Here is a 23030-nt window from a genome sequence, read left to right on the forward strand (position 1 = left end):
TCCGCAGGGCAACTGCCGGCCTCGCCGCTCCGGGCATCAGAACCGCGGCGCATCCCTTTCCCTCTCGCTCACGGCTTCGCAGGGTCGCGCGAGGCAAAGGCATGCGCCGCGGTTCTGACGGCGCGGGCTTGCCAACGAGTTTTGGCTCATAGATTAGTTTGTGTGCCGCCCCTTTTGGGGCGGCACGTTTTGTTTGGGGTCCCTGTCTTCACAATTTCCGTCAAGCTTTTGGTTAGGTTTTGGTCGGATGGCGCAAGGGCGAGAGGGCAAAAGATTGCTGGCGAAAAAAGCTCAAAGAAAGTGCTGGTAGGGGAGTTGTTGAACTTTTCGACAGTTTTCTGACAAAAGAATCTTTGCGGCTATTGCCGCGGATTTCATTGCCGCGGCCGCGATGGTGCGGGATGCTGGGCGCAAGCATCGAATGCTCCTATTGAGGAGGCCAACATGGATCTGTTTCTTGAGACCCCGCAGCAACAAGCCGAGCGCATGCTGCGCCAACAGCAGCGGCTTATGGAGATGCAAATGCAAGGGGCAGCCGTCCAGCCTCCTGCGCAAAACGCCGCGCCCGCGGTATCGTCTGCGGGTGAGGTGGACCCAGGAGCCTATTCCGTACAGCAAGATTCATATGCGCAGGAGCTTGCGTTCGACAAGCGTCGTGCGCGTCGCCGTCGCTGGGCCCAGCGCCTGCGTACGCTGGCGATGATCGTGCTGATCCCGTTGGGACTCGCGGCAATCTTCTTGGCCTCATATGCCCTCACGTGCATTCTCAACGGCGCTTCGCCCAGCGAAGTGCTCCAACATTTAACAGCTCTCGGCCAGCGCCTGGGCGATGTCGTAACAACCATCCGCGCCGGCTGGGAGAGTTAGCGTTTGTCACATTAGGACTTCTAGGGTGCAGGGATTATCGCCACGAGTAGAATTCTTGCATCCTTTGGGTCCTGTCGTGCGACTGAATAGTATTATTGATGATGAATAATAATATGATTTTGCTATGCATAAGCAGGATTTAGAACAGACTCTTTTGGGTATTGACGAAGAGGCGGAGCTGGAAATAGGTCCAAGAGACGATAGACCGAGCGTTGTATTGGTGGGAGGGAGCGCCTTCATGCTTAACGATGTGACGAATCGGTCGGTTACACATGACATTGATGTGTTTGAGGCAGACAGGTGCCTCCGCGAGATCATAGCTCGATATCCCGAGGTGAATGGTATGGCGGTGGCATATTGTAATCAGATGCCATTCAATTACGAAGATCGTTTGATTCCCTTGGATATTGGGGCGCGTTTTATCAGGTACTTTACGCCATCCTTGGAAGACCTGGCGGTAATGAAGCTCTATGCCTACCGTCCGAACGACATCGTCGATCTTCATAGCCAGGCATTCGTCGACCGACTTGATTGGGGACTGCTCGAACGGCTTATATTCGACGAGGGCGAGGCGCTGGCGTCGTCGCCTTCGGAGCGGAGTTATCAAGAGATGGTCTGCGCATACAGGCAATACAAAAAGGAGGTGCTCGATTGAATCTGACCTTTGAGGGATTCTTAAAAGGCTATTGCCGAGAGCTATCCGGACAGCAGTCGCTCAGTTTTAGAAAACTGGTTAAGCAGGCGACGACGGTTGCGCCGCGCGTGGCGGAGCCCCTGTTTTTGCTCGCTTTGGCGCAGGGTAAAGCCGAATACGTTCTGGGCTTATCCGAGGGTTCGTGGATGGAAGAGGGTTACCGAGGCGTTTTGTCCTTGTACGCCCAAACGGGTAGCCTGGCATCTCTATGCGCCGAGGACAAACTCCCTAATCGTTATGCCAACGTTTGGCGTGCGTATAGAGCGGTGAAGGAAAAGCCAGTGGCGGACAGAAGGATCAACGCTCTGATGCGAAAAAGAACGTTGGGAGCGCTAGGGGAATCGGGCGTAACGCGCTACGGTCTCTGCCGCGATTTGAATCTGAATAAGGGAAACGTGTACGCATACTTAGCCGGCGATGACTCAAAGGTGAGCAGGGAGACGGCGCGCCGCATTATGGAATATGCGGAGGAGAGGGGCGCCCAAGAAGGGGCCGGGCGCCCGGTGCGTGTGGCGGGGTAAGATTGATCGCGGTTTTGATTGATGATCGATTGGGTTTGTTAGGCTGAGTTTATGTCTGCTGTTGATATTGTGCTGGTCGTGATCGCCTTGGTAGCGGTAGGAGTGGCTGTGGCTTGCGCCCTGCAGCTCAAGGGCCTTCGCGCCGAGCTGCGAGAGCGCAGCGATGGCGGTGCGGAGGCGATGGCGGCACTCGAGCAGGCCAACAACGCGCTCGATGCCCTGAACGTCGCGCTGGCCGAAACCCGCCGCACGGCCAATGCCATCGCGCAGCAGCAGACGACAGATGCGGCCGTGGAGCAGCAACGCTACCTGAACATCGCACGCGAGTTTTCGCAAGCTGGTGACCGGATGGATGACCTGCGCCGCGAGACGGCCCAACAACTCGGTGCCAACCGCGAGGGCATCGAGCACCGCCTGGACAAGGTGCGCGAGACGGTCGATGCCCAGCTGGGTGCTATCCGCAAAGATAACAACGTGCAACTCGATCAGATGCGCGCGACGGTGGACGAGAAGCTCTCCCGCACGCTCAACGATCGCCTGTCGGCATCGTTTAAGCAGGTGAGCGACCAGCTCGAGGCCGTGTACAAGGGCCTGGGCGACATGCAGTCCATCGCCACCGGCGTGGGCGACCTTAAGCGCGTGCTGGGCAACGTAAAGGCGCGTGGCATTTTGGGCGAGGTGCAGCTGGGTGCAATCCTGGCGGACATCCTTACGCCCGACCAGTATCTGGAAAACGTCGCCACCAAGCCCGGCGCCTCGGAGCGCGTTGAGTTTGCCGTCAAGCTGCCGGTAGACGAGGGCGATCCCGTGCTGCTGCCGATCGACTCCAAATTCCCGGGTGACGCATATGAGCATCTGCTCGACGCCCAGGAGTCGGGTGACGCTGAGGCCGTCGCCGCTGCGCGTAAGACGCTCGACGCCATGGTCAAGCGCGAGGCCAAGGACATCTGCGAAAAGTACCTGAGTGTGCCGGCAACGACCAACTTTGGCATTATGTTCGTGCCGTTTGAGGGGCTGTACGCCGAGGTTGTCAGTCGTCCGGGACTTATCGAGACCCTGGGCCGCGACTATCACGTCAACGTTGCCGGCCCTAGCACCATGGCGGCTATCCTCAACAGCCTGCAGATGAGCTACCAAACGTTTAGGCTGCAAAAACGCACCGATGACGTGCTACGCGTGCTTTCTGCCGTCAAGGCCGAGCTGCCGCGCTATCAGGCGGCGCTGCGCCGCGCCCAGCAGCAAATCGAGACCGCGGGAAAGACGGTCGAGGGCATCATCACCACGCGCACCAACGTCATGGAGCGCAAGCTCAAGGACATCGACGCGCTGGAAGACGCCGACCAAGCTGATGAGATCTTGGGACTCATGCCCGCGGGCCTTCCCACAGACCAAGAAGACGAGGAATAATTACAACAAGACGGTGGGGCGCCGGCGCAAACGCGGGCACCCCGCTGCTTTTCGCATCGTGCTTGCCTGAAGTGCGCTTTAGTATGCAACAATGACGTTTAGCCCCGCCAGATGTGAAAGGAAGCCCATGTCACAGAGAAGCACCAGTCCGCTCAAACGCTCAACCGTGCGCCGCACGCTACAGCGTTTTTGGGACGTCACGCGCACGCAGCCGCTGATCGTCTTTCTCTCGGTGCTCTCGTCGGCGGGCTACATCTTTTTGCTCACGTTTGCCAACACCTACGTGATGGCGCTTATCGTCGACCGCGTCCAGGCCGGCCCCGTGGCGGGCGACCGGGTGTTTGAGGTCTTTGGCCCCTACATTCTGGCGCTCGTGCTCGTTAACCTAGTGGGCCAAATCCTCTCCAAGCTGCAGGACTACACCGTCTACAAGCTCGAGATTGCGGGTAACTATCACTTGGCGCGCCTGTGCTTCGACACGCTCTCCAATCAATCCATGACATTCCACACCAGCCGTTTTGGCGGATCGCTTGTGAGCCAGACGAGCCGTTTTATGAGCGGCTACACGGGGCTGGTGGACGTGACGGTGTATTCGCTCATTCCCACTATCACCTCGGTTGTCTGCACGGTGGCGGCGCTCGCTCCGGTGGTGCCGACGTTTACCGTGATCCTGGTGGGCATTATGGTCGTCTACATTGCGTTTGTCTGGCTCATGTATAAGCGCATCATGCCGCTTTCGGCCGCGACGTCCGCCGCGCAGAACAAGCTGTCGGGCGTGCTTTCCGACGCGGTCACGAACATCCTGGCCGTCAAGACCTGCGGACGCGAAGACTTTGAGCGCGACCTGTTCGATAGCGCCGACCGCGCCGCGCGCGACGCCGAGACGGTTTCGATGCACGCCATGATGCAGCGTAACTTTACGACCTCGGGCCTTATCGTCATCACCATGGCCGTGGTGAGCGTGTTCGTCGCGGGCGGCAACGCGTGGTTTGGCATCTCTGCCGGCGCGCTCGTCATGATCTTTACCTATACGTACAACCTCACCATGCGCCTGAACTACGTAAGCTCCATGATGCAGCGCATCAACCGCGCGCTGGGCGATGCGGCCGAGATGACGCGCGTGCTGGACGAGCCGCGTCTGGTGGCAGACGACGAGAACGCTCCCGAGCTCAAGGTGGGCGAGGGCGCGATTGATTTTGAGCACCTGAGCTTTGCATACCGCGACGCCGCGGCGGGCGAGAGCGTGTTCGACGACCTGACGCTCCATGTGGCGGCGGGTCAGCGCGTGGGCCTGGTGGGCAAATCGGGCTCGGGCAAGACGACGCTCACCAAGTTGCTGCTACGCCTGGACGACGTACAGGGCGGTCGCGTACTCGTGGACGGTCAGGATGTCTCGCGCTGCACGCAGCAGAGCCTGCGTCGCCAGGTTGCCTACGTGCCGCAGGAGGCGCTGCTGTTTCACCGCTCCATTCGCGAGAACATCGCCTACGGCCGCCCCGACGCCACCGACGAACAGATCCGCGAGGCGGCCCGCTTGGCCAATGCCCTGGAGTTTATCGACCGCCTGCCCCGGGGCATTGACACCATGGTGGGCGAGCGCGGCGTTAAGCTTTCGGGCGGCCAACGCCAGCGCGTGGCCATCGCCCGTGCCATCCTCACCGACGCGCCGATTCTGGTGCTCGACGAGGCGACCTCTGCCCTGGACAGTGAGTCCGAGGCGCTGGTGCAGGAGGCGCTTGAGAACCTGATGCGCGGCCGCACCTCTATTGTGGTGGCACATCGCCTGTCCACCGTGGCGGCGCTCGACCGCATCGTGGTGCTGGCGGACGGCGAGATTGTCGAGGACGGTACGCATGCGCAGCTTGTTGAGGCAGGCGGCGAGTATGCGAGCTTGTGGGGCCGCCAGACCGGCGCATTTTTGGAGGCGTAAAGACCCCATACGTGGGACAATCGTGCCCATAGGTAAGTTATGCCGCCAATCCGAGGAGTCGTTATGCCACGCGAGACCAATGCCGCCAAACGCGAGCGCGCCGTTGAGGTGTGCGAGCGCCTCAACCGTCGCTATGGCCCGGTTGAGTGTTTTTTGGACCACGAGAATCCCTATAGGCTGCTCATAGCGGTGTTGCTCTCGGCGCAGACGACCGACGCGCAGGTCAACAAGGTGACGCCAAAGCTGTTTTCCCAGTGGCCCACGCCCGAGGCCATGGCGGGGGCGAGCGTTGCCGATGTGGCAGATACCATTAAGTCGCTCGGCTTTTATAAGAGCAAGGCCAAGCACGCCGTGGAGGCCGCGCAGATGATCGTCGCCGATTACGGTGGCGAGGTGCCGGCCGACATGAAGGAGCTTGTCAAGCTGCCGGGCGTTGGGCGCAAGACGGCGAACATCGTGCTCAACGTGGGGTTTGGCATTGTCGAGGGCATCGCGGTCGATACGCACGTCAACCGCATCGCGCACCGTCTGATGCTGAGTCCCAAGACGCACGCCAAAGAGCCGCTCAAGACCGAGCAGGATCTGCTCAAGATCTTGCCGCACGAGTATTGGGAATCGGTCAACCACCAGTGGATCACCTTTGGCCGCGAGATCTGCGATGCCCGCAAACCCAAGTGCGACGAGTGCCCGCTGGCAGACCTTTGCCCGAGCATGCGCGTTTTGGGGTAGCTGTTTGGCGTGCGCTGGCGTGTTCACCTCATGCGCTACCATGATAATCAATACTCTTTTGACGCACGACCCGCCGAGCTTGCCCCGGCGGGCTTTTGGCGTTGCGATGCCGGAGGAACAGCATGCTCATTCACCGTATAGCCGCGCAGCTCTACACTGCCGAGGCCTTGCAGACCGTCGAGGCCGGGCTCGACGCCGGCGAGGATGTGACGCTGGCCGTGTCGCAGTCGGGCCGTACGCTTATGGCGGCTGCTCAGTTTGCGCGCCGCCCGCGCCCTACGGTCTACATTGTGAGCGGCGAGGACGCGGCCGATCGCGCCGCGCGCAGCCTGGCCGCCTACGTGGGCCTGGCGCACGTGTGCCGCTTTCCCGAGCGCAAGGACTATCCGTGGCGCGAGCAGGCGCCCGACGATGCCGTGGTGGCGCAGCGCTGCGAGGCTCTGGGGCGCATCGTGCGCGGGGACAACTGCATCATGGTTGCCTCGGCCCGCGCGCTGCTGCGTTGCGTGCCGCCGGTCGAGAGCCGCTACTGGGAGTCCACTACTTTTGCGGTGGGCGAGGAGATTCCTTTTGACGAGGTGCCGCAGCGCCTGGTGGGCATGGGCTACACCAATGCCGGCGCCGCCGACGCACCCGGCCTGTTCCGCGTGCACGGCGACACCGTCGAGGTATTCCCCGCACAAGAGAAAGCACCCGTGCGCATTGAGTTCTTTGGCGACGAAATTGATCGCATTCGCCGTATGGTGAGCTCCACGGGCCAAACCATCGGCAACGAGGACAGCATCGAGATTTTCCCCTGCCGTGAGCTGGCGCTTACCGACGATGCCGTTCACAACATGCACGTGGCGCTCTACCGCGCAAGCCAGGACGACAGCAAGCTGGCGGCGCTGCTCGAGATGGTGGATGCACGCATTGTTACACCCGAGCTCGACCGCTTTTTGCCGGTGATGTACGGCCAGACCGTGAGCCCGTTGGCGCACGTGAGCGGCAAGGCGCTTGTGGTTCTGTCCGAGCCGCGCTCGCTGTTCGACGACTGCCTGCGTGCCTACGAGGATATCGAGGCGCGCGCCGGCGAGGCGGGGATTGACCGCTTGGACGGCCTGTACGTGCGCGCCCAGCAGCTCGACTTTGGTGCTCAGCAGCGCCTGAACTACGTGAGCCTGATCCGCGCCGGCGGTGCGGTTACGGCAGAGCTCAAGATTGAGCAGCCGGCTATCGCGGGCTCGGACAACCGCTTTATGACGCGCGTTCAGGAAGTCGTGGGCAAGCGCTATGCCTGCGTGTTTGCCATTCCCGACCGCGGAGCGCGCGAGTCGATGGAGCTCACCTTTGGCGACGAGGGCATTACCTTTGAGGAGTCGCTGACGGCCGCCCCCGAAAACGCCGGCGTTATTGGCGAGCGCGTACGCGTGGCAGCGGCAGATTCTGCCGACCGTGCTGTCCGCCAGGAGGCCCATGCCTCGATCCGCGAGCGCAAGGCCGACGCGCTCAACGCCCGCTCGCTCGAGGCGGGCGCCGCCCAGGCTGCCGCCGGTGCTGCCGTACCCACCATCTCGCGCGGACGCGTGACCTTTGTGGATGCCGCCCTGCCGCAGGGCGTGGTGGTGCCCGATGCCAACCTAGCCGTGTTCTCGATCGCCGATCTCAATGCCCGCATGGACGCCAACCGCGTGCGCAGCCGTCGCAAGGTGGACATTACGCAGATCACGTTTCCGTTTAAGCCGGGCGACTACGTGGTGCACGCTACCCACGGCATCGCGCTCTTTAGCGAGATCGCGCGCCAGGAAGTGGGCGGCAAGGAGCGCGACTACTTTTTGCTGGAATATGCCGACGGCGACAAGCTCTACGTGCCGCTCGAGCAGGTCGACCGCATCACGCGCTATGTTGGTCCCGACGGCGACAAGCCGCGCCTGACTAGGCTCAACACCGCCGACTGGACGCGTGCCACCAACAAGGCGCGCAAGAACGCCAAAAAGCTGGCGTTTGACCTGGTCGATCTGTATACGCGCCGTTCTTCGATTACCGGTATCGCCTGCCCGCCCGACACGCCCGAGCAGATCGAGATGGAGGAGAGCTTTCCTTACGACGAGACGCGCGACCAGCTGGAGGCTATCGCCGACATTAAGGCCGACATGGAGGCGCCCAAGCCCATGGACCGCCTGCTGTGCGGCGACGTGGGCTTTGGCAAGACCGAGGTTGCCCTGCGCGCGGCGTTTAAGTGCGTGGACTCCGGCCGTCAGGTCATGGTGCTCTGCCCCACGACCATTCTGGCCCAACAGCACTACGAGACCTTCTTTGAGCGCTTTGCCCCGTTTGGCCTCGAGGTCGAGGTGCTCAGCCGCTTTCGCACGCCGGCGCAGCAGAAGCGCGCGCTCAAGGCGTTTGCCGAGGGCACGATCGACGTGCTCATCGGCACGCACCGTTTGCTTTCGGCCGATGTGAACCCCAAGAACCTGGGTTTGGTGATCATCGACGAGGAGCAGCGCTTTGGCGTGCAGCACAAGGAGCAGCTCAAAAACCTGCGCGAGCAGATTGACGTGCTCACGCTTTCGGCAACGCCTATTCCGCGAACCATGCAGATGGCCACGAGCGGCGTGCGCGACATGAGCCTGATCACCACGCCACCGACCGGGCGCCGCCCCGTGATCGTGCACGTGGGGGAGTACGACCCCGACGTGGTGAGCGCGGCGATTCGCCTGGAGGTGGGCCGCGGCGGCCAGGTGTACTACGTGTCCAACCGCGTCAAGACCATCGACGACGCCGTGGCGCGCGTGCACGAGGCCGCGCCCGAGGCGCGCGTGGGCGTGGCGCACGGCAAGATGAGCCCGCGCGAGGTCGAGGACGTGATGATCGAGTTCGCGACCAAAAAGATCGACGTGCTCATCGCCACGACCATCGTGGAGAGCGGCATCGACAACGCGACCGCCAACACGCTCATCATCGAGGATTCGCAGCGCTTGGGTCTGGCGCAGCTCTACCAGCTCAAGGGCCGCGTGGGCCGTTCTGCCACGCAAGCCTACGCGTACTTTATGTTCCCGGGCGAGCTGCCGCTCACCGAGGAGGCTACGGCACGCCTGACCGCACTCTCCGAGTTCCAGGACCTGGGCAGCGGCATGCGCATCGCCATGCGCGACCTGGAGATCCGCGGCGCCGGCTCGCTCATGGGCGCCGAGCAACACGGCAACCTGTCGAGCGTGGGCTTTGACCTGTTTACGCAGATGCTGGGCCAGGCCGTGGCCGAGGCGCGCGGCGACGACGATGCCGGTGTGGAGGCGGCGAGCGTGGGTATTAACCTGCCGGCCGACTACTTCTTGTCCGAGGAGTACCTGCCGGCGGTGGATCAGCGCGTGCTCGTATACCGTAAGCTTGCGGCGGCCGGGGACCTGGAGAGCATCGACGAGGTGCAGGAAGAGACCGAGGCCGCGCATGGCGAGCTGCCGTTGGCGGGACTCAACCTGTTCAATCGCGCGCGAATCCGCATTCGCGGCGAGCGCCTGGGGCTCGAGAGCGTTACGCTCAGCGGCGGTCGCATCACGTTTTTGGGCGTCGACGTTCCCAAGAAGGTGGCCTATGAGCTTAAGACCCGCTATGGCGCGGTGAACTTCCCCAAGAGCCGCAAACTGTCGGTGCCCTACAAGGCGGGCGCCGGCGCGGGCAGCGGCCTGGGTCGCGGTCTCGACGCCAACGACGGCACCGGCCCCGTGGCCGCGGCACTCATGCTGCTGCAGCAGCTGGGCACGTCCGACGATGACTAACGGGTCGACGTTGTAAACGCCCCATTTGGGCAATCTGGTTCCATCGAAAGGAAAGCATGTTCGGGTACATTTATAAGAAAGATGCCGCTGCTATCGCGGTTATCCTTGCCCTCTGCCTGGGCGTGGGCAGTTTCTTCGATTATCAGATCTCGAGCGCGCTGTTCAACATCGGCAGTATGTACGGCCGCTTTATCGAGGCGGCCGGCGAGCTGCCGTTTGAGCTGACGGCGAGCGTCGCGGGCGTTATGCTCGTGCGCGCGGTGCGTCCCGACTCCAGGGGGAGCAAATGGCTCGCCGTGCTCGGCATCCTCGTCAATGTTGGCCTGACCGGCTACGAGATCGTTTCGTCCCTGAGGGTTGGCGGCAAACTCATCGTGGCTCAGTTGGTGCTGACGTTTGTGCTGGCCATCGTCGCCAACCTTATCGTCTATCGCCTCACGCGCACGACCGAGCCCGACGAGCTCACACGCTGGGCGCTCATGGTGCTTGCCGTGTGGGTCGCTCAGGCCATCATCCTCAACGTGATCGTCAAGCCACTGTGGTCGCGCCCGCGCATGCGCGTGATCGAGGTGACGCCGGGGCTCGAGTTTCAGCCGTGGTGGGTGATCGGCAACCCCGACACGCGGGCCTATATTGCCGCCGGTGTAGTCAAGGACGGCTTTAAGTCGTTTGCGAGCGGACACGCGGCGCACGCGGCAATCGGCCTTATGCTCGCCGGGCTTCCCGCAGCGGCCTTTAAGGAAAAGCCGTCGCGCCGTCGTGTGGTCTTTTGGACGGCGGCTGTGGTTGTGGCGTTCGTCGCGTTTGGCCGCATCGTGATCGGAGCGCACTTTTTGAGTGATGTGAGCTGCGGTTTTGCCCTGGTGCTGGCACTTGAGTGCCTTGCCGCGCGCATTGCCTATCCCAGCGGCGTACAATAGCTCCGTTTGAATCATCTGGCCGATACCCGGTAAGAGAGGATTGCCATGCTCGCGTTTAACAACGATTATTCCCACGGCGCACACCCGGCGGTGCTGCAGGCGCTCGTCGACACCAATATGGAGCCGCAGCCCGGATACGGTACCGATGCACATACCGAGCGTGCCAAGCAGCTTATCCGCGAGGCCTGTCAGGCCCCCGATGCCGACGTGTTTTTTCTGGTGGGCGGCACGCAGGCCAACGCGACGGTGATCGACATGCTGCTCGCGCCGTACGAGGGCGTCGTTGCTGCCGAGACCGGCCACGTCGCCTGCCACGAGGCGGGCGCCATCGAGTTTGGCGGCCACAAGGTGCTCACCATCCCCGGCTACGAGGGCAAGATGCACGCCGAGGACCTTGAGAACTATATCCAGGTGTTCTACGAAAACGAGAGCTACGAGCACACGGTGTTCCCGGGTGCCGTGTACGTGAGCCTATCGACCGAGTACGGCACGCTGTACTCCAAGGCCGAGCTCGCGGCGATTCACGCAGTGTGCCAGAAGCGCGAGATTCCGCTGTTTGTGGATGGCGCCCGCCTGGCCTATGCGCTGGCGGCCGATGAGTGCGACGTTACCCTGCCCGAGCTGGCGCAGCTGTGCGACGTGTTCTACATCGGCGGTACCAAGTGCGGCGCGCTCTGCGGAGAGGCTGTGGTGTTCTGCGGTATGCACGCCCCGGCGCATCCCATTCCGCGTATTAAGCAGCATGGCGCGCTGCTTGCCAAAGGCCGCCTGACGGGTGTGCAGTTTGAGGCGCTCTTTACCGACGGCCTGTATTTTGAGATTGGTCGCCAGGCGATCGAGACCGCTCAGGCGCTGCGTCGCGTGCTGCACGAGCGCGGCTACCAGTTCTTTTTGGAGACGCCGACCAACCAGCAGTTTGTGATTCTGCCCAACGAGGACATGGCCCGCATTCGCGAGCATGCCTCGATTGAGTACTGGGAAAAGTACGACGAGACCCACACGGTGGTGCGCTTTTGCACCAGCTGGGCCACGACGCAGGAGGACATCGACGCGTTGGCGGCTGTCCTGTAGCCTGATGTAGTGACAAGGGACTGCCCTGCGCCAGAGCTTGGCGCAGGGCAGCCTTTGTTTTTGAGGGGGAAGGGTTGTATGACCGAAATGTCCGAGCCGACGATTCGCCTGGCGACGCCCGACGATGCGCCGGCGTTGCTTGCCATCTATGAGCCGTATGTGCGCCAGACGGCGATTACCTGCGAATACGAGGTGCCGAGCGTTGAGGAGTTCGCCGGGCGTATCGAGCGTACGCTCAAGCGCTACCCGTATTTGGTGATGGAGCTGGACGGGCGTCTGGTAGGCTATGCCTATGTGAGTCCGCTCAACAGCCGCGAGGCATACGACTGGTCGGTCGAGACGTCGATCTACCTGGCGCGCGATGTGCGCCACGGCGGGCTGGGCCGCAAGCTGCACGATGCGCTCAAGCAATGCCTGATTGCGATGGGCATCACCAACATGTGCGCGCTCATCGCCGTGCCGCACGACAAGGACGACGAGTACCTGACGCACAACAGCCAGGATTTCCATGCCCATATGGGATATCGCCTGGTGGGCACCTTCGATCGCTGCGCCCAAAAGTTCGGTCGCTGGTACGACATGTGTTGGATGGAGTTGGTCCTAGCCGAGCGCACGCCCAACCAACCCAAACCAACCTGGTTCCCCGACCTCCCCAAACCTACCATTTAGGGACAGGTTTATTTTGGCAGGTTAGCCGATGGGTTCGGTGTATTTGGCGCGGTCGGTGCGTTGGATGCGCTTGGAGACATGGAGCGGTCGGCCGTCGGTGTCGTAGACGTAGTCGGTGATCAGGATCAGCGCCTGCCCGCGCTCAACGTTGAGCAAAAACGCCTCGTTTTGCGAGGCATAGCACACCTCAAAGGTCTTATGCCCCTGTGCCGGTGCGCGATGGTACTCCTGTCGCAGCGTGGCGTAGAGCGAACCGTTGATATCGCGATCGATGAGCGTCTCGAAGCTTGGCGGCAGGTAGGTGGTCTCCAGGCACAGCGGCGCGTCGTCCAGGTAGCGCAGGCGGACAAGTTTGACGAGCTTGCTGCCCACGGCGGCGTCAAAGAACTTAGCTATGCTGCCGGCCGCCTTGGCAAAGCCCGAGTCCACGGTGCGCGTGGTGGGCTTCATGCCCTGGCCTTCGACCTGCTTGGTATAGCTCGAAAACACCAGGTTGTTCTCGTGGAGCGCGGGCGTGTCGGCCACAAAGGCGCCACGCCCGCGCTCGGTGCGCACCAGGCCCTCATCAACGAGCACCTTAAGGGCGTGGCGTACGGTGCTGCGTGACAGCCCCGATTCGTCCATGAGTTCCATCTCGGACGGCAGCTTGTCTCCGCGCGCATACGTGCCGGCAGCGATGCGATCGCGCAGCGTGCCCGCCAAGCGCTCGTATTGGGTCAGTTTCTTTTTAGATGTGACGCCCATATTGCCAACCTATATCTAACCTGTATGCTTACCTAAGCAAGCATGTATTTAATAAAACAATAAAACTGCTGGTAGCGAGCTACCGAAAACCGCAGCAGCAAAATTTCTAAGACAAATATAGCATACAACTAGTCGACATAACCAAAACATGTATGTAACTTGTATGCCTGTGATGAGCATCAAACGAGAAGAAAGGCTGATGCACGATGACCACTCAGGAACAGGTTAAGGATGTCGTCTCCCAGGTTTTGGCCGACAAGGCAGACAAGGGCGGCATCAAGCGCGTCGTGTGGATCGGCGCCGGCGGATCCAACGGCGGTAACTATCCTGCCCAGTACTTTATGGAGCACGAGGCCACGCAGGTCGTGAGCTCCAGCTACACCAGCAACGAGTTCGTGCACGCCACCCCTGCCTACGTTAACGAGAACACCTTGGCCGTCGTCGTGTCCATGCGCGGCACCAAGGAGACTATCGTCGCCGCCCAGGTCGCCAAGGACCACGGCGCCAGCACCATCGCCATCTATGTTGACGAATCCGCCCTCACCGAGGTCTGCGACTACAAGATCCAGTACGACAGCCTGGCCGTCGACGAGTCCTGCATGGGCCGCACCAACTCCGCCGTCGTGACCATGATCGCCATGGAGCTCACGCAGCAGACCGAGGGCTATGCCGAGTACGAGACCGCTATGGCCGCCTTTGACTTGGTCGACCCCATCTATCGCAAGGCCGTCGAGTACACCCGTCCGCTCGCTGCCAAGTGGGCCGAGCAGAACGCCGACAAGCCCTGCATCAACGTGATGGCTCAGGGTCCGCTCTTTGGTGCCGCCTACGTCTTTAGCATCTGCAACGTGCAGGAGATGCTACAGATCGACTCCTGCACCATCAACACCTGCGACTTCTTCCATGGCCCCTTCGAGATCCTGGACAAGCGCACTTCGCTGTTCCAGCTCATCAGCGTCGGCCGCAGCCGCTGCAACGACGAGCGCGGCATCCGCTTCGTCAACCAGTACGGTGGCGAGCGCGTCTATCAGCTCGACGCCAAGGAGCTCGGCCTCAACGACATCAAGGACAGCGTGAGCGAATACTTCAACCACCTGATCTTCGCACCGATCCTCAACAACGTGTACATGCGTGCACTCTCTGCCGTCACCCACAAGGACTATATGACGCGCCGCTACATGTGGAAGCTCGACTACTAGGAGTTACGCGGTTTTGCCAAACCGCGTAACGGCTCGACGATGCAAACCCGCCAGAGCGGCAATCTGCCTTTCAACTTCGGCGGCATGACCAGAAGGTCAATGCCGCTTCGCTTCAAGGCACCTTGCTCGCTCTGGCGGGTTTTCGCTGACGTTGCCAAAGCATCGGCGTCGCCTTGGTTCAGATGTGGCAGTTGAGGACGTTCCCTTTCTGCCGGCAGTTGGGGACAGTCCTAGTCGTTGGGTAGTCATTGGGGACGTACTTAAACGACTAGTCATTGGGGACGTTCCTGAATGACTAGTCATTTAAGTACGTCCCCAATGAGTATGTGGGGGAGCAGATTTTTCCGTTCGGCGATTTGTGGCTTGAAAAATGTATATAACGACTATAACGTAGTATGAAACATATTGGAAACAATACCGAGGAGGCTGCGTTGAAGAAAAGCAATCTGGGCTATGTGCTGGTGCTGATCGCCGCGCTTATGTGGGGCAGCATCGGAATCTTTGTAAACGGCATCTCGGCCATGGGCGTTTCGTCCCAGAGCATGGCTGCCTTTCGCTTGTTGGTCGGAGCGCTTATCTTGGCGCCGGTCCTGATGTTTATGGGCTGCCGCCCGGGTGAGGGGTCTACCGTGGCTCAGGGTCCGCTGGCCCTGTTCAAGGCAAGCCCTAAAGAGCTTGTTCCCTGCGCGCTTGTCGGTATCGTCGGTTTGGCCGCCGCCAACACCTGCTATTACGAGTGCATGGGCGAGGTGGGCATGTCCACGGCCTCGGTGCTGCTCTACACCTCGCCGGTGTTTGGCGTCATGCTCGGCCGCATGCTTTATCGCGAGGACGTGACCCCTAACAAGCTCGTTGCCATTGTCTTTAACATCGTTGGCTGCGTGCTTTCAGTGACCAATGGCGACCTTTCCGGTTTTCATTTTTCGGTTTGGGGCGTCACGTCGGGTGTGATTGCAGGCCTTTGTGGTGCGTCGCTCGCGGTGTTTAGCCGAATAGCAACCAAGACGGTCCACCCGCTGGCTGTCACGTTTTGGGGCTTTGTTTTTGGCGGTGCGGTTATGGCAGCTATCGCGGCTCCGTGGCCGGATGTCGCCGCGGCAATGTCGCCACAGCTGCTGCTGCTGTTCCTTGGCTTTGGACTCATCCCCACAGCCGTGGCTTACATCTTATATATGCAGGGTCTGTCCATGGGGCTCGAGACGTCGAAAGTTCCCGTCGTAATGTCATTCGAGACAGTTGTCACCGTACTGCTGGGCATTGGTGTCTACGCCGAGCCCGCCGGCGCGATCAAGGTCCTGGGCATCGTGCTGGTGCTCGCGTCCATCCTGATCATGAATACCGACTTTTCCAAGCTGCGCAACAGTGTGTTTGTCGGCCATGTCATTGAGAGCATGACCTTTAAGCCCAACGCGTGGTGGACGGAGAAATCGCAGGACATGGATCTGTTTAAGGAACGCACCGGCATCGCGCTGGAGCCCACCGTACAGGAAAGTCCCTGGTACTTCGTGCGATAGGGAATTGCGTGCGGCATCCGACCTGGGGTTATCCAGCCAGTGTCCGCTTATCCAGCCCCAACGTTTCGAGTACGTTAAACCCGTAAACGGTCGATTTTTAACCGCGAACGGTCTTTATACTAATTATCAATATAAGTAGCGTATAAGACGTTATAATGACCATAACGAGAAGGAGGAGGCAAGATGAATCAGATCATTCTCGCATCTCATGGCGGCCTGGCCGCAGGCGCCAAAGACACGCTCGAGATGGTTCTCGGCGACGTGTCGAACGTCCACGTCGTGTCGCTTGCTCGTGACGACAAGGAGCCCATCACCAATAAGGTGGACGCCATGATCGCCACGTTCAACGCGGACGACACCGTCTATGTGCTGACCGATATGCTCGGCAGCTCGGTCAACAACAGCATGGTCGAGCTTTCCAAGAACGGCACGAAGTTCACGGTTGTCAGCGGTTTCAACATCCCGCTGGCGCTCACGCTCGCTATGAGCCCCGCCCCCGTCAAGGGCACCGAGCTCGCGGCCCTCATCAACGAGGCCCGCACTGGTCTGACCAACCCCAACGCACCGGTCGAGGCCGTCGCGGCTCCCGCCAAGAAGGCCAAGGCGTCCCGTCACAGCTCCGGTCCCGCCAAGATCGTCCTCGCACGTCTTGACTACCGTCTGCTGCACGGTCAGGTCGTCTTTACCTGGACCACCAAGGTTCAGGCTGAGCGCATCATCGTCGTCGACAACGCTGCCGCCAACGATGACATCAAGAAGGGCGCTCTTAAGCTGGCCAAGCCCCAGGGCGTGCGCCTGAACGTCTTCACCGTCGAGCGTGCCCTCGCCAAGATGGACAAGCTCAACACCCTCGGCGAGCGCGTCATGTTCGTCTTTGGCAACACTGCCGAGATGCTGCAGTTCTGCCAGGGCTACAAGCTCGACGCCATCAACCTGGGCGCTACCGCCAACCACGACGGTGCCGATCAGGTCGGCGGCAAGGACAGCTCCGTCTTCTTCGACGCCACGCAGAAGGCCGACATCAACCAGCTGCTCGACATGGGCATCAAGCTCTATGTCCAGCAGACCCCCACGTATCAGAGCGTCGACATCGACGCCAAGCTGTAGTCAACCAGGCTTTTGCCTGACTGAAAGGAGAAGGGTATGAATACGTTCATCAGTGCGGTGCTCGTCGGCCTCGTCGGCGTGTTCTGCATGTGGGACTCCCGCCTGCTCGGTCGTCTTAACTTCGAGCAGCCCCTCGTTGGCGCTACGCTCGTCGGTCTGCTGCTGGGCGATGTGCCCACCGGCCTTGCCGTCGGTGCCGCCGTCGAGCTCGTGTCCATGGGCCTGGTGCAGGTCGGTGCTGCCGTTCCGCCCGATATGGTCCTGGGCGGCATCGTGGCCGCTGCCTTTGCGTGCCTGACCGATGCTTCCGCCGAGACCGCCATGACGATCGCCATCCCGGTCGCCGTCCTGGGTCAGCTCCTCGGCATCGTGTTCCGTTCCATCATCGCCGCCCTCACCCATGTGGCAGATAGCGCGATCGATAACGGAAAGTTCAAGACTGCCTACCGTATGCACATCTGCGTCGGCACTGGTCTGTACGCCGTCATGTACTTCCTGCCGATCTTCCTCGCCGTCTTTGTTGGCACCGACCTGGTTCAGGCCATCGTCAACATGGTCCCCGAGTGGCTGTCCACTGGTCTTAACGTTTCGACCAAGATCATGACCGCCTACGGCTTGGCCCTGCTGCTCACCATGATGATCAAGAAGGGTATGACTCCGTTCCTGTTCATCGGCTTCCTGCTCGCCGCTTACCTCAACCTGTCCGTCATCGCGGTCGCTCTGATCGGTGTGTGCCTGGCTGTCGTCTTCATGGGCTTCAAGTTCAACGGTTCCCATGCAGCCGCCGGTGTCGATTCCGACTACGATCCGCTCGAAGACGACGAAGACTAAGGAGGAACACACTATGGCAACCGCAACCAAGGACGTGTCCCTGAACAAGAAGGTCAGCCAGTTCTTCTGGCGCTCCTGGGCCATCCAGGCCTCTTGGAACTACGAGCGTCAGATGAACATGGGCTTCCTCTATGGCATGGTTCCCACGCTCGATCGCCTCTATCCGGATGAGTCCGACCCCAAGCAGCTCGCTGCCAAGAAAGAGGCTTACCGCCGTCACATGGCGTTCTACAACTGCACTCCGCAGACGAGCGCTTTCGTCCTGGGCCTCGCCGCCTCCATGGAGGAGGAGTACGCCAAGGATCCCGAGAACTTCGATCCCGATTCGATCAACGCGGTCAAGACCTCCCTCATGGGCCCGCTTTCCGGTATTGGTGACTCCTTCTTCCAGGGCACCATCCGCGTTATCGCCTTTGGTCTGGGCGTTCAGCTGGCTCAGCAGGGCTCCATCATGGGCCCGATCCTGGCCATGCTCATCTCCATCGTGCCTTCCGTGCTGATCACGTGGTTCGCAGCCAAGATGGGCTATCAGGGCGGCCACGAGTACCTGAGCAAGCTTCAGGGCGGCGACCTCATGGAGAAGCTCATGTATGTCTGCGGCATCGTGGGTCTTATGTCCGTGGGCGGCATGATCGCAACGCTGATCGGCGCCACCACCCCGCTGCAGTTCGCTGACGGCACCGTCGTGATCCAGGACATCCTGGACGGCATGATGCCCCAGATGATTTCCCTTGGCCTCACCGGCCTTATGTACTGGCTCATCAAGAAGAACGTCAACACCGGTTGGCTTCTTGTGATCGCCATCGTGGGCGGCATCGCCCTCTCCGCGGCCGGCATCCTGGCCTAGTCGCGCCCAAGCGTCTAACCGCTTTCCCCGGGGAGCCTGCCTGGCATCCCATACCCCAGGCAGGCTTCCATCCCTAAATGTGTCAAAGGGACAGTCCCTATGTCACATCTTCAATGGGCCGGCGACTCGGTCCAAATCACGGTAATCCTGCGCACGTCCGGCAAAGTGGCGCCGCAAAAATCGAAAGGAATGTGTCAGATGTACGAGATCGACCTTAACCTCCCTAAGCAGATCGTCGCTGACGTCCTGTCCAACCACGAGATCCACAGCGTCGCCTTCGTTGGCTGCGGCGCTTCCATGTCCGACCTTTACCCCGCCAAGTACTTCCTGGCCAACAACACGGACAAGCTGAACGTTCAGATCTTCACCGCAAACGAGTTCAACTACGACACGCCCTCCTGGGTCAACGAGCACACCTTCGTGATCACCTGCTCCCTCGGTGGCTCCACGCCCGAGACCGTCGAGGCCAACAAGACCGCTAAGAAGCACAACTGCCCGGTCGTCTCCCTCACCAACAAGGCCGGCTCCGCTCTGACCGTCGACGCCGACCACGTCATCATCCACGGCTTCCACGCCAACTACGCTGCCAAGTGCGAGAAGCCCGGCTATGCCATCGCTCTTGCTCTCGAGATCCTTCAGCAGACCGAGGGCTATGACCACTACGAGGACATGATCACCGGCCTCACCAACGTCTTCGACCTCTGCGAGAACGCCGCTCAGTCCTGCAAGAAGCTCGCCAAGAAGTTCGCCGAGGACTTCAAGGACGACAAGATGATCTACTTCATGGCTTCCGGTGCCTCCGAGAAGATGGCTTATTCTCACGCCGCCTTCCTGTTCACCGAGATGCAGTGGATCGACGCCGCCGCCTACAACACCGGCGAGTACTTCCACGGCCCGTTCGAGGTTTCCACCGAGGGTAAGCCCTACGTCTTCTTCATGTCCGATGGCGCTACCCGTCCGATGGACGCCCGCGCCCTCACCTTCCTTAAGCGCATGGGCGCCAAGGTCGCTCTGATCGACTCCAAGGACTACGGCCTGGCTGACGCCGTGCCCGCGAGCGTCGTCACCTACTTCAACCCGCTGCTGCACCTCGCCGTTATGCGCGAGTACGGCAACCAGATCGCCGAGGCCCGTCAGCACCCGCTGACCATGCGTCGCTACATGTGGAAGCTTTCCTACTAATCACAAGTAAGTAGACCTTACGGGTTGATTGAGAGGGGATGGGGTTTTCGCCCCGTCCCCTTTTTTGCTTTGGGGGCGTGTTTGTCGCGCCGCAAACCCCAGATAAAACCTACCAAAATAAACCTGTCCCTTTTTGGCAGGTGGAAGGAGGAGCGTATGATCAAGGCAGTGCTGTTTGACATGGACGGCGTGCTGGTCGATACCGAGTGGTTCTACAACCGTCGCCGCGTGGCGTTTATGGAAGAGAAGGGGTTCCACTTTGACGAGATCCCCGACCTTTCGGGGTCTAACGAGCCGGCCATTTGGAAGTCGCTGGTGCCCGACGATGTTGAGCTGCGTGAGCGCCTGCGCGTGGAGTACAAGCAGGTCTACAGCCCGCACCACCCCGTTCCGTATGCCGAGCTTCTCAACGAGCAGACGGAGCCGGTGATGCGTGAGCTGCATGAGCGCGGCGTGAAGTGTGCCATCGCGAGCTCGTCCTATCGCGAGCTGATCGACGAGCTGGTGGAGATTGCCGGCATCGCCGACGTGCTGGACTACACCATCAGCGGCCACGAGTGCAGTGCGTTTAAGCCCGACCCCGAGATCTACCAGCGTGCCATGGAGGCGCTGGGGGTGGAGCCTTCCGAGTGCCTGGTTATCGAGGATTCGCCTCTGGGCATCGAGGCTGGCAAGCGCTCTGGCGCCCGCGTCCTGGCGCTGCGTCCGCACGAGGGCGTCAACCTGGACCAGTCTGCCGCCGACGTTGTCATTGACAATCTGTGTGACATCCTACCTGCCATTTAGGGACAGGTTTATTTTGGCAGGTTTTATCTGGGCAAATGCCGAATTCGCCGTGAAGGGATCGCTCTCTTCACGGCGTTTTTCTTTTGAGCGGCCTCACGGTCCTTCTGATGGTTGTCGAGAGAGGGTGAATTGAGGCGCCCCCGCACGCTCCATGCTACAATCGCGGGCATGCCCCACAACTATATCTGCCTTCGAAAGGAGCCTGCGTGGCGGATGCCATCGATCAGCTCACGGACCGCGTGCTCGTACTCGGCCGCCTCACCATCGTCCGCCGTGCCATTACTGCCGTGGCAGTCACGGTCTCTGCCGTTCTCCAGACATTCCTGATCCAGGCGTTCATTTGGCCCGCTGACCTGCTTCCGAGTGGTCTTACCGGCGTCGCGGTCCTTCTCGATCGCGTTACCTCGCTAGGTGGCGTTCACATTGACATCTCGCTCGGTATGCTCGCACTCAACATCCCCGTGGCGCTCCTATGCTGGAACGGCATTAGCAAGCGCTTCGTCATCTTCTCGATGATGCAGGTCGTGCTCTCGTCGCTGTTCCTCAACGTTTTTCACTTCGCTCCATTTTTGGGCGACAAGATCATGCTCATCATTTTTGGCGGCGTGGTCTCGGGCCTGGGTGCTGCCATCGCGCTTAAGTCCGGCGCATCCACCGGCGGTACCGACTTTATCGCGTTGTGGGTCTCCAACCACACGGGCAAGACCATCTGGGGCGTCATCTTTGGCTTCAACTGCTTTATCCTGGCAATCTTTGGTTTTATGTTTGGCTGGGACAAGGCGGCGTATTCCATTGTGTTTCAGTTTATTTCGACCAAGACCATCGACAGTTTCTATCATCGCTACGATCGTGTGACGCTGCAGATCACGACGCGTAAGGCAGACGAGGTCATGACTGCCTACGTAAACCATTTTCAGCACGGCATTAGCTGCGCCGAGGTCGTCGGCGGATACAGCCGCGAGAAGATGTACCTGCTGCACACCGTTGTCTCGACCTACGAGAGCCAGGACATTATCAGGCTGGTATGCGAGGTTGATCCCGGCGCCGTGATCAACGTGTTCCACACGCTCAACTTTGTGGGCGGTTGGTGGGGTGGTCATGTCGACGAACCCATGCCCACGGCCGTTCCCGATCCCGACAAGCCCGCACGCATGGCCAGCAGGCAGGTGCGCCTCAGCGAACAGGACAGCCTGCAGCAGGACGACGGCAAGTAAGGTATTTGGCATTTTGCCGGCTCTGCTCAATCCTGTCCCTTTTTGGTAGGGAGGGTGTATCGTTTTATCGTTATGAGGTAACATAAAACTAGACGTTATATACGTATTTGTTATTCCGATATTTCGATAAGAGTGATTAGATATGCCTGCACCCAAAAATGCGCCGCTGTACCAGCAGATTTACGACGAAATCAAGGATTCGATCGAGAAGGGTGTTTATGCACCCAAGGAGCGTATCCCGTCCGAGCTTGAGCTTGCCGAGCAGTACGAGGTGAGCCGTATTACGGTGCGCCGCGCCGTAGAGGAGCTGTGTTCCGATGGCTATCTGGTTAAACAGCAAGGCCGTGGCACGTTTGTCTCCACGCCGCACATCAACCGCCAGTTTCATGCCTCGATGCTGCAGACGTTTACCGCGCTGTGTGCCGACAATGGCATGAAGGCCGGCGCGCATGTAATCGATCGCCAGATCGTTCCGGCGCGCCAAAACGAGATGGAGTTCTTTGGCCTGCAGAAGGATGCGCTGCTGCTGCATATCAAGCGCGTGCGTACGGCCGACGGCGAGCCCATCTTTGAGGAGAACATCTTTGTGCCCTTTGACGCATATCGTGAGCTGTTGACGGCCGATCTTGAGGACAAGTCGATTTTTGCCGAGGTCGAGCGTGTTGGTGGAACGCCGATTGCCTCGGTTGGCTACCGCACGGTCGAGGCCGTTCGCGCCAATGCCGAGCAGGCGGCCGAGCTGGGCATCGCTCCGCACGATCCGCTGCTCAACCTGCGTGCCGGCTTTACCGGTCCCAATGGCGAGCCGGTTTTGCTCGGCAAGCAGTACTACGTGGGCAGCCGCTACGTCATGGTCATATAAGTTACGCGGTTTTACCAAACCGCGTAACCAGTTGACGCTGCAAGCCCGCCAGAGCGGCAATCTGCCTTTCAACTTCAAAGGCGCGACCAGAAGGTCAGCGCCTTTTCATTTCACGGCACCTTGGCTCAAATGACGGGCGCTCGCTGGCGTTGCCAAAACATCGGCGTTGCCTTGATTCGGG

21 protein-coding genes are annotated in these 23030 nt (G+C 60.5%); 19 read left to right on the top strand and 2 right to left on the bottom strand.

Features of this window, described 5'->3' with window-relative positions; genetic code table 11:
- Positions 1-232 precede the first annotated feature (232 nt).
- Positions 233-418, bottom strand: coding sequence for a hypothetical protein (locus tag ACQRAP_RS07310; protein ID WP_154518490.1), 186 nt, complete (start codon positions 416-418; stop codon positions 233-235).
- Positions 419-444: 26 nt separating this feature from the next.
- Here ACQRAP_RS07310 and ACQRAP_RS07315 point away from each other — a divergent pair, with 26 nt between their 5' ends.
- The 10 genes from ACQRAP_RS07315 (at position 445) to ACQRAP_RS07360 (ending at position 12563) form a co-directional block, all read left to right on the top strand.
- On the top strand, positions 445-867 hold the full coding sequence (locus ACQRAP_RS07315) for a hypothetical protein (RefSeq protein WP_154518493.1): 423 nt from the start codon (positions 445-447) through the stop codon (positions 865-867).
- 124 nt (positions 868-991) lie between these two features.
- Positions 992-1522: a DUF6036 family nucleotidyltransferase gene (locus tag ACQRAP_RS07320; RefSeq protein ID WP_427747826.1), complete on the top strand. Its 531-nt coding sequence runs from the start codon at positions 992-994 to the stop codon at positions 1520-1522.
- Entirely contained in the window at positions 1519-2082 is a 564-nt protein-coding gene (locus ACQRAP_RS07325) for a hypothetical protein (RefSeq protein WP_427719501.1), read from the top strand. The genes ACQRAP_RS07320 and ACQRAP_RS07325 overlap by 4 nt, the downstream gene beginning before the upstream one ends.
- A gap of 51 nt (positions 2083-2133) precedes the next feature.
- Entirely contained in the window at positions 2134-3489 is a 1356-nt protein-coding gene (locus ACQRAP_RS07330) for a DNA recombination protein RmuC (protein WP_427795257.1), read from the top strand.
- Positions 3490-3616: 127 nt separating this feature from the next.
- Positions 3617-5419 carry an ABC transporter ATP-binding protein gene (locus ACQRAP_RS07335; protein WP_427795258.1) on the top strand — a complete coding sequence of 601 codons (1803 nt, stop codon included), beginning with the start codon at positions 3617-3619 and terminating at the stop codon, positions 5417-5419.
- A 63-nt stretch (positions 5420-5482) separates the two neighbouring features.
- Positions 5483-6148 (top strand): endonuclease III, encoded by a 666-nt coding sequence (gene nth, locus ACQRAP_RS07340; RefSeq protein ID WP_427747829.1) that lies wholly within the window; start codon positions 5483-5485, stop codon positions 6146-6148.
- A gap of 122 nt (positions 6149-6270) precedes the next feature.
- On the top strand, positions 6271-9903 hold the full coding sequence (gene mfd, locus ACQRAP_RS07345) for a transcription-repair coupling factor (RefSeq protein WP_427795259.1): 3633 nt from the start codon (positions 6271-6273) through the stop codon (positions 9901-9903).
- 56 nt (positions 9904-9959) lie between these two features.
- A complete protein-coding gene (locus tag ACQRAP_RS07350; RefSeq protein ID WP_427795260.1) occupies positions 9960-10823 on the top strand; it encodes a phosphatase PAP2 family protein in 864 nt (287 codons plus the stop codon).
- Positions 10824-10868: 45 nt separating this feature from the next.
- Entirely contained in the window at positions 10869-11894 is a 1026-nt protein-coding gene (locus ACQRAP_RS07355) for a threonine aldolase family protein (protein ID WP_427747832.1), read from the top strand.
- A 78-nt stretch (positions 11895-11972) separates the two neighbouring features.
- Positions 11973-12563, top strand: a complete 591-nt coding sequence (locus tag ACQRAP_RS07360) for an N-acetyltransferase family protein (protein ID WP_427795261.1) — start codon at positions 11973-11975, stop codon at positions 12561-12563.
- A 21-nt stretch (positions 12564-12584) separates the two neighbouring features.
- Here the strand turns inward: ACQRAP_RS07360 and ACQRAP_RS07365 are convergent, their stop codons facing one another.
- The gene (locus ACQRAP_RS07365) at positions 12585-13307 is read right to left on the bottom strand and encodes a GntR family transcriptional regulator (RefSeq protein ID WP_427795262.1); all 723 of its coding nucleotides are present in this window, start codon (positions 13305-13307) and stop codon (positions 12585-12587) included.
- A gap of 206 nt (positions 13308-13513) precedes the next feature.
- Here ACQRAP_RS07365 and ACQRAP_RS07370 point away from each other — a divergent pair, with 206 nt between their 5' ends.
- From ACQRAP_RS07370 to ACQRAP_RS07410, 9 genes are all read left to right on the top strand, one after another.
- A complete protein-coding gene (locus tag ACQRAP_RS07370; protein ID WP_117648180.1) occupies positions 13514-14506 on the top strand; it encodes an SIS domain-containing protein in 993 nt (330 codons plus the stop codon).
- 431 nt (positions 14507-14937) lie between these two features.
- Positions 14938-16020, top strand: a complete 1083-nt coding sequence (locus ACQRAP_RS07375; RefSeq protein ID WP_427795263.1) for a DMT family transporter — start codon at positions 14938-14940, stop codon at positions 16018-16020.
- A 183-nt stretch (positions 16021-16203) separates the two neighbouring features.
- On the top strand, positions 16204-17127 hold the full coding sequence (locus tag ACQRAP_RS07380) for a PTS mannose/fructose/sorbose transporter subunit IIAB (protein WP_154518543.1): 924 nt from the start codon (positions 16204-16206) through the stop codon (positions 17125-17127).
- 36 nt (positions 17128-17163) lie between these two features.
- Positions 17164-17958, top strand: coding sequence for a PTS mannose/fructose/sorbose/N-acetylgalactosamine transporter subunit IIC (locus ACQRAP_RS07385; protein ID WP_154518546.1), 795 nt, complete (start codon positions 17164-17166; stop codon positions 17956-17958).
- A 13-nt stretch (positions 17959-17971) separates the two neighbouring features.
- The gene (locus ACQRAP_RS07390; RefSeq protein ID WP_154518549.1) at positions 17972-18805 is read left to right on the top strand and encodes a PTS system mannose/fructose/sorbose family transporter subunit IID; all 834 of its coding nucleotides are present in this window, start codon (positions 17972-17974) and stop codon (positions 18803-18805) included.
- Between the two features lie 198 nt (positions 18806-19003).
- On the top strand, positions 19004-19987 hold the full coding sequence (locus tag ACQRAP_RS07395; protein ID WP_427795265.1) for an SIS domain-containing protein: 984 nt from the start codon (positions 19004-19006) through the stop codon (positions 19985-19987).
- 156 nt (positions 19988-20143) lie between these two features.
- Positions 20144-20773 carry an HAD family hydrolase gene (locus ACQRAP_RS07400; RefSeq protein ID WP_427795266.1) on the top strand — a complete coding sequence of 210 codons (630 nt, stop codon included), beginning with the start codon at positions 20144-20146 and terminating at the stop codon, positions 20771-20773.
- A gap of 206 nt (positions 20774-20979) precedes the next feature.
- Positions 20980-21987: a YitT family protein gene (locus tag ACQRAP_RS07405; RefSeq protein WP_427719479.1), complete on the top strand. Its 1008-nt coding sequence runs from the start codon at positions 20980-20982 to the stop codon at positions 21985-21987.
- Positions 21988-22129: 142 nt separating this feature from the next.
- A complete protein-coding gene (locus ACQRAP_RS07410) occupies positions 22130-22849 on the top strand; it encodes a GntR family transcriptional regulator (protein ID WP_427719478.1) in 720 nt (239 codons plus the stop codon).
- The last annotated feature ends 181 nt before the right edge of the window (positions 22850-23030 follow it).

Origin of the sequence: Collinsella sp. SGI.180, from assembly GCF_050313455.1 — a bacterium.
Taxonomy (GTDB): domain Bacteria; phylum Actinomycetota; class Coriobacteriia; order Coriobacteriales; family Coriobacteriaceae; genus Collinsella.

What these genes read in the sequence shown, in the direction of transcription:
- ACQRAP_RS07410 (WP_427719478.1), top strand. Translation starts at nt 22,130, where the DNA reads ATGCCTGCACCCAAAAATGCGCCGCTGTACCAGCAGATTTACGACGAA.
- ACQRAP_RS07320 (WP_427747826.1), top strand. Translation starts at nt 992, where the DNA reads ATGCATAAGCAGGATTTAGAACAGACTCTTTTGGGTATTGACGAAGAG.
- ACQRAP_RS07355 (WP_427747832.1), top strand. Translation starts at nt 10,869, where the DNA reads ATGCTCGCGTTTAACAACGATTATTCCCACGGCGCACACCCGGCGGTG.
- ACQRAP_RS07370 (WP_117648180.1), top strand. Translation starts at nt 13,514, where the DNA reads ATGACCACTCAGGAACAGGTTAAGGATGTCGTCTCCCAGGTTTTGGCC.
- ACQRAP_RS07385 (WP_154518546.1), top strand. Translation starts at nt 17,164, where the DNA reads ATGAATACGTTCATCAGTGCGGTGCTCGTCGGCCTCGTCGGCGTGTTC.
- ACQRAP_RS07350 (WP_427795260.1), top strand. Translation starts at nt 9,960, where the DNA reads ATGTTCGGGTACATTTATAAGAAAGATGCCGCTGCTATCGCGGTTATC.
- ACQRAP_RS07360 (WP_427795261.1), top strand. Translation starts at nt 11,973, where the DNA reads ATGACCGAAATGTCCGAGCCGACGATTCGCCTGGCGACGCCCGACGAT.
- ACQRAP_RS07315 (WP_154518493.1), top strand. Translation starts at nt 445, where the DNA reads ATGGATCTGTTTCTTGAGACCCCGCAGCAACAAGCCGAGCGCATGCTG.
- ACQRAP_RS07380 (WP_154518543.1), top strand. Translation starts at nt 16,204, where the DNA reads ATGAATCAGATCATTCTCGCATCTCATGGCGGCCTGGCCGCAGGCGCC.
- ACQRAP_RS07335 (WP_427795258.1), top strand. Translation starts at nt 3,617, where the DNA reads ATGTCACAGAGAAGCACCAGTCCGCTCAAACGCTCAACCGTGCGCCGC.
- ACQRAP_RS07330 (WP_427795257.1), top strand. Translation starts at nt 2,134, where the DNA reads ATGTCTGCTGTTGATATTGTGCTGGTCGTGATCGCCTTGGTAGCGGTA.
- ACQRAP_RS07395 (WP_427795265.1), top strand. Translation starts at nt 19,004, where the DNA reads ATGTACGAGATCGACCTTAACCTCCCTAAGCAGATCGTCGCTGACGTC.
- mfd (WP_427795259.1), top strand. Translation starts at nt 6,271, where the DNA reads ATGCTCATTCACCGTATAGCCGCGCAGCTCTACACTGCCGAGGCCTTG.
- ACQRAP_RS07400 (WP_427795266.1), top strand. Translation starts at nt 20,144, where the DNA reads ATGATCAAGGCAGTGCTGTTTGACATGGACGGCGTGCTGGTCGATACC.
- nth (WP_427747829.1), top strand. Translation starts at nt 5,483, where the DNA reads ATGCCACGCGAGACCAATGCCGCCAAACGCGAGCGCGCCGTTGAGGTG.
- ACQRAP_RS07365 (WP_427795262.1), bottom strand. Translation starts at nt 13,307, where the DNA reads ATGGGCGTCACATCTAAAAAGAAACTGACCCAATACGAGCGCTTGGCG.
- ACQRAP_RS07310 (WP_154518490.1), bottom strand. Translation starts at nt 418, where the DNA reads ATGCTTGCGCCCAGCATCCCGCACCATCGCGGCCGCGGCAATGAAATC.
- ACQRAP_RS07390 (WP_154518549.1), top strand. Translation starts at nt 17,972, where the DNA reads ATGGCAACCGCAACCAAGGACGTGTCCCTGAACAAGAAGGTCAGCCAG.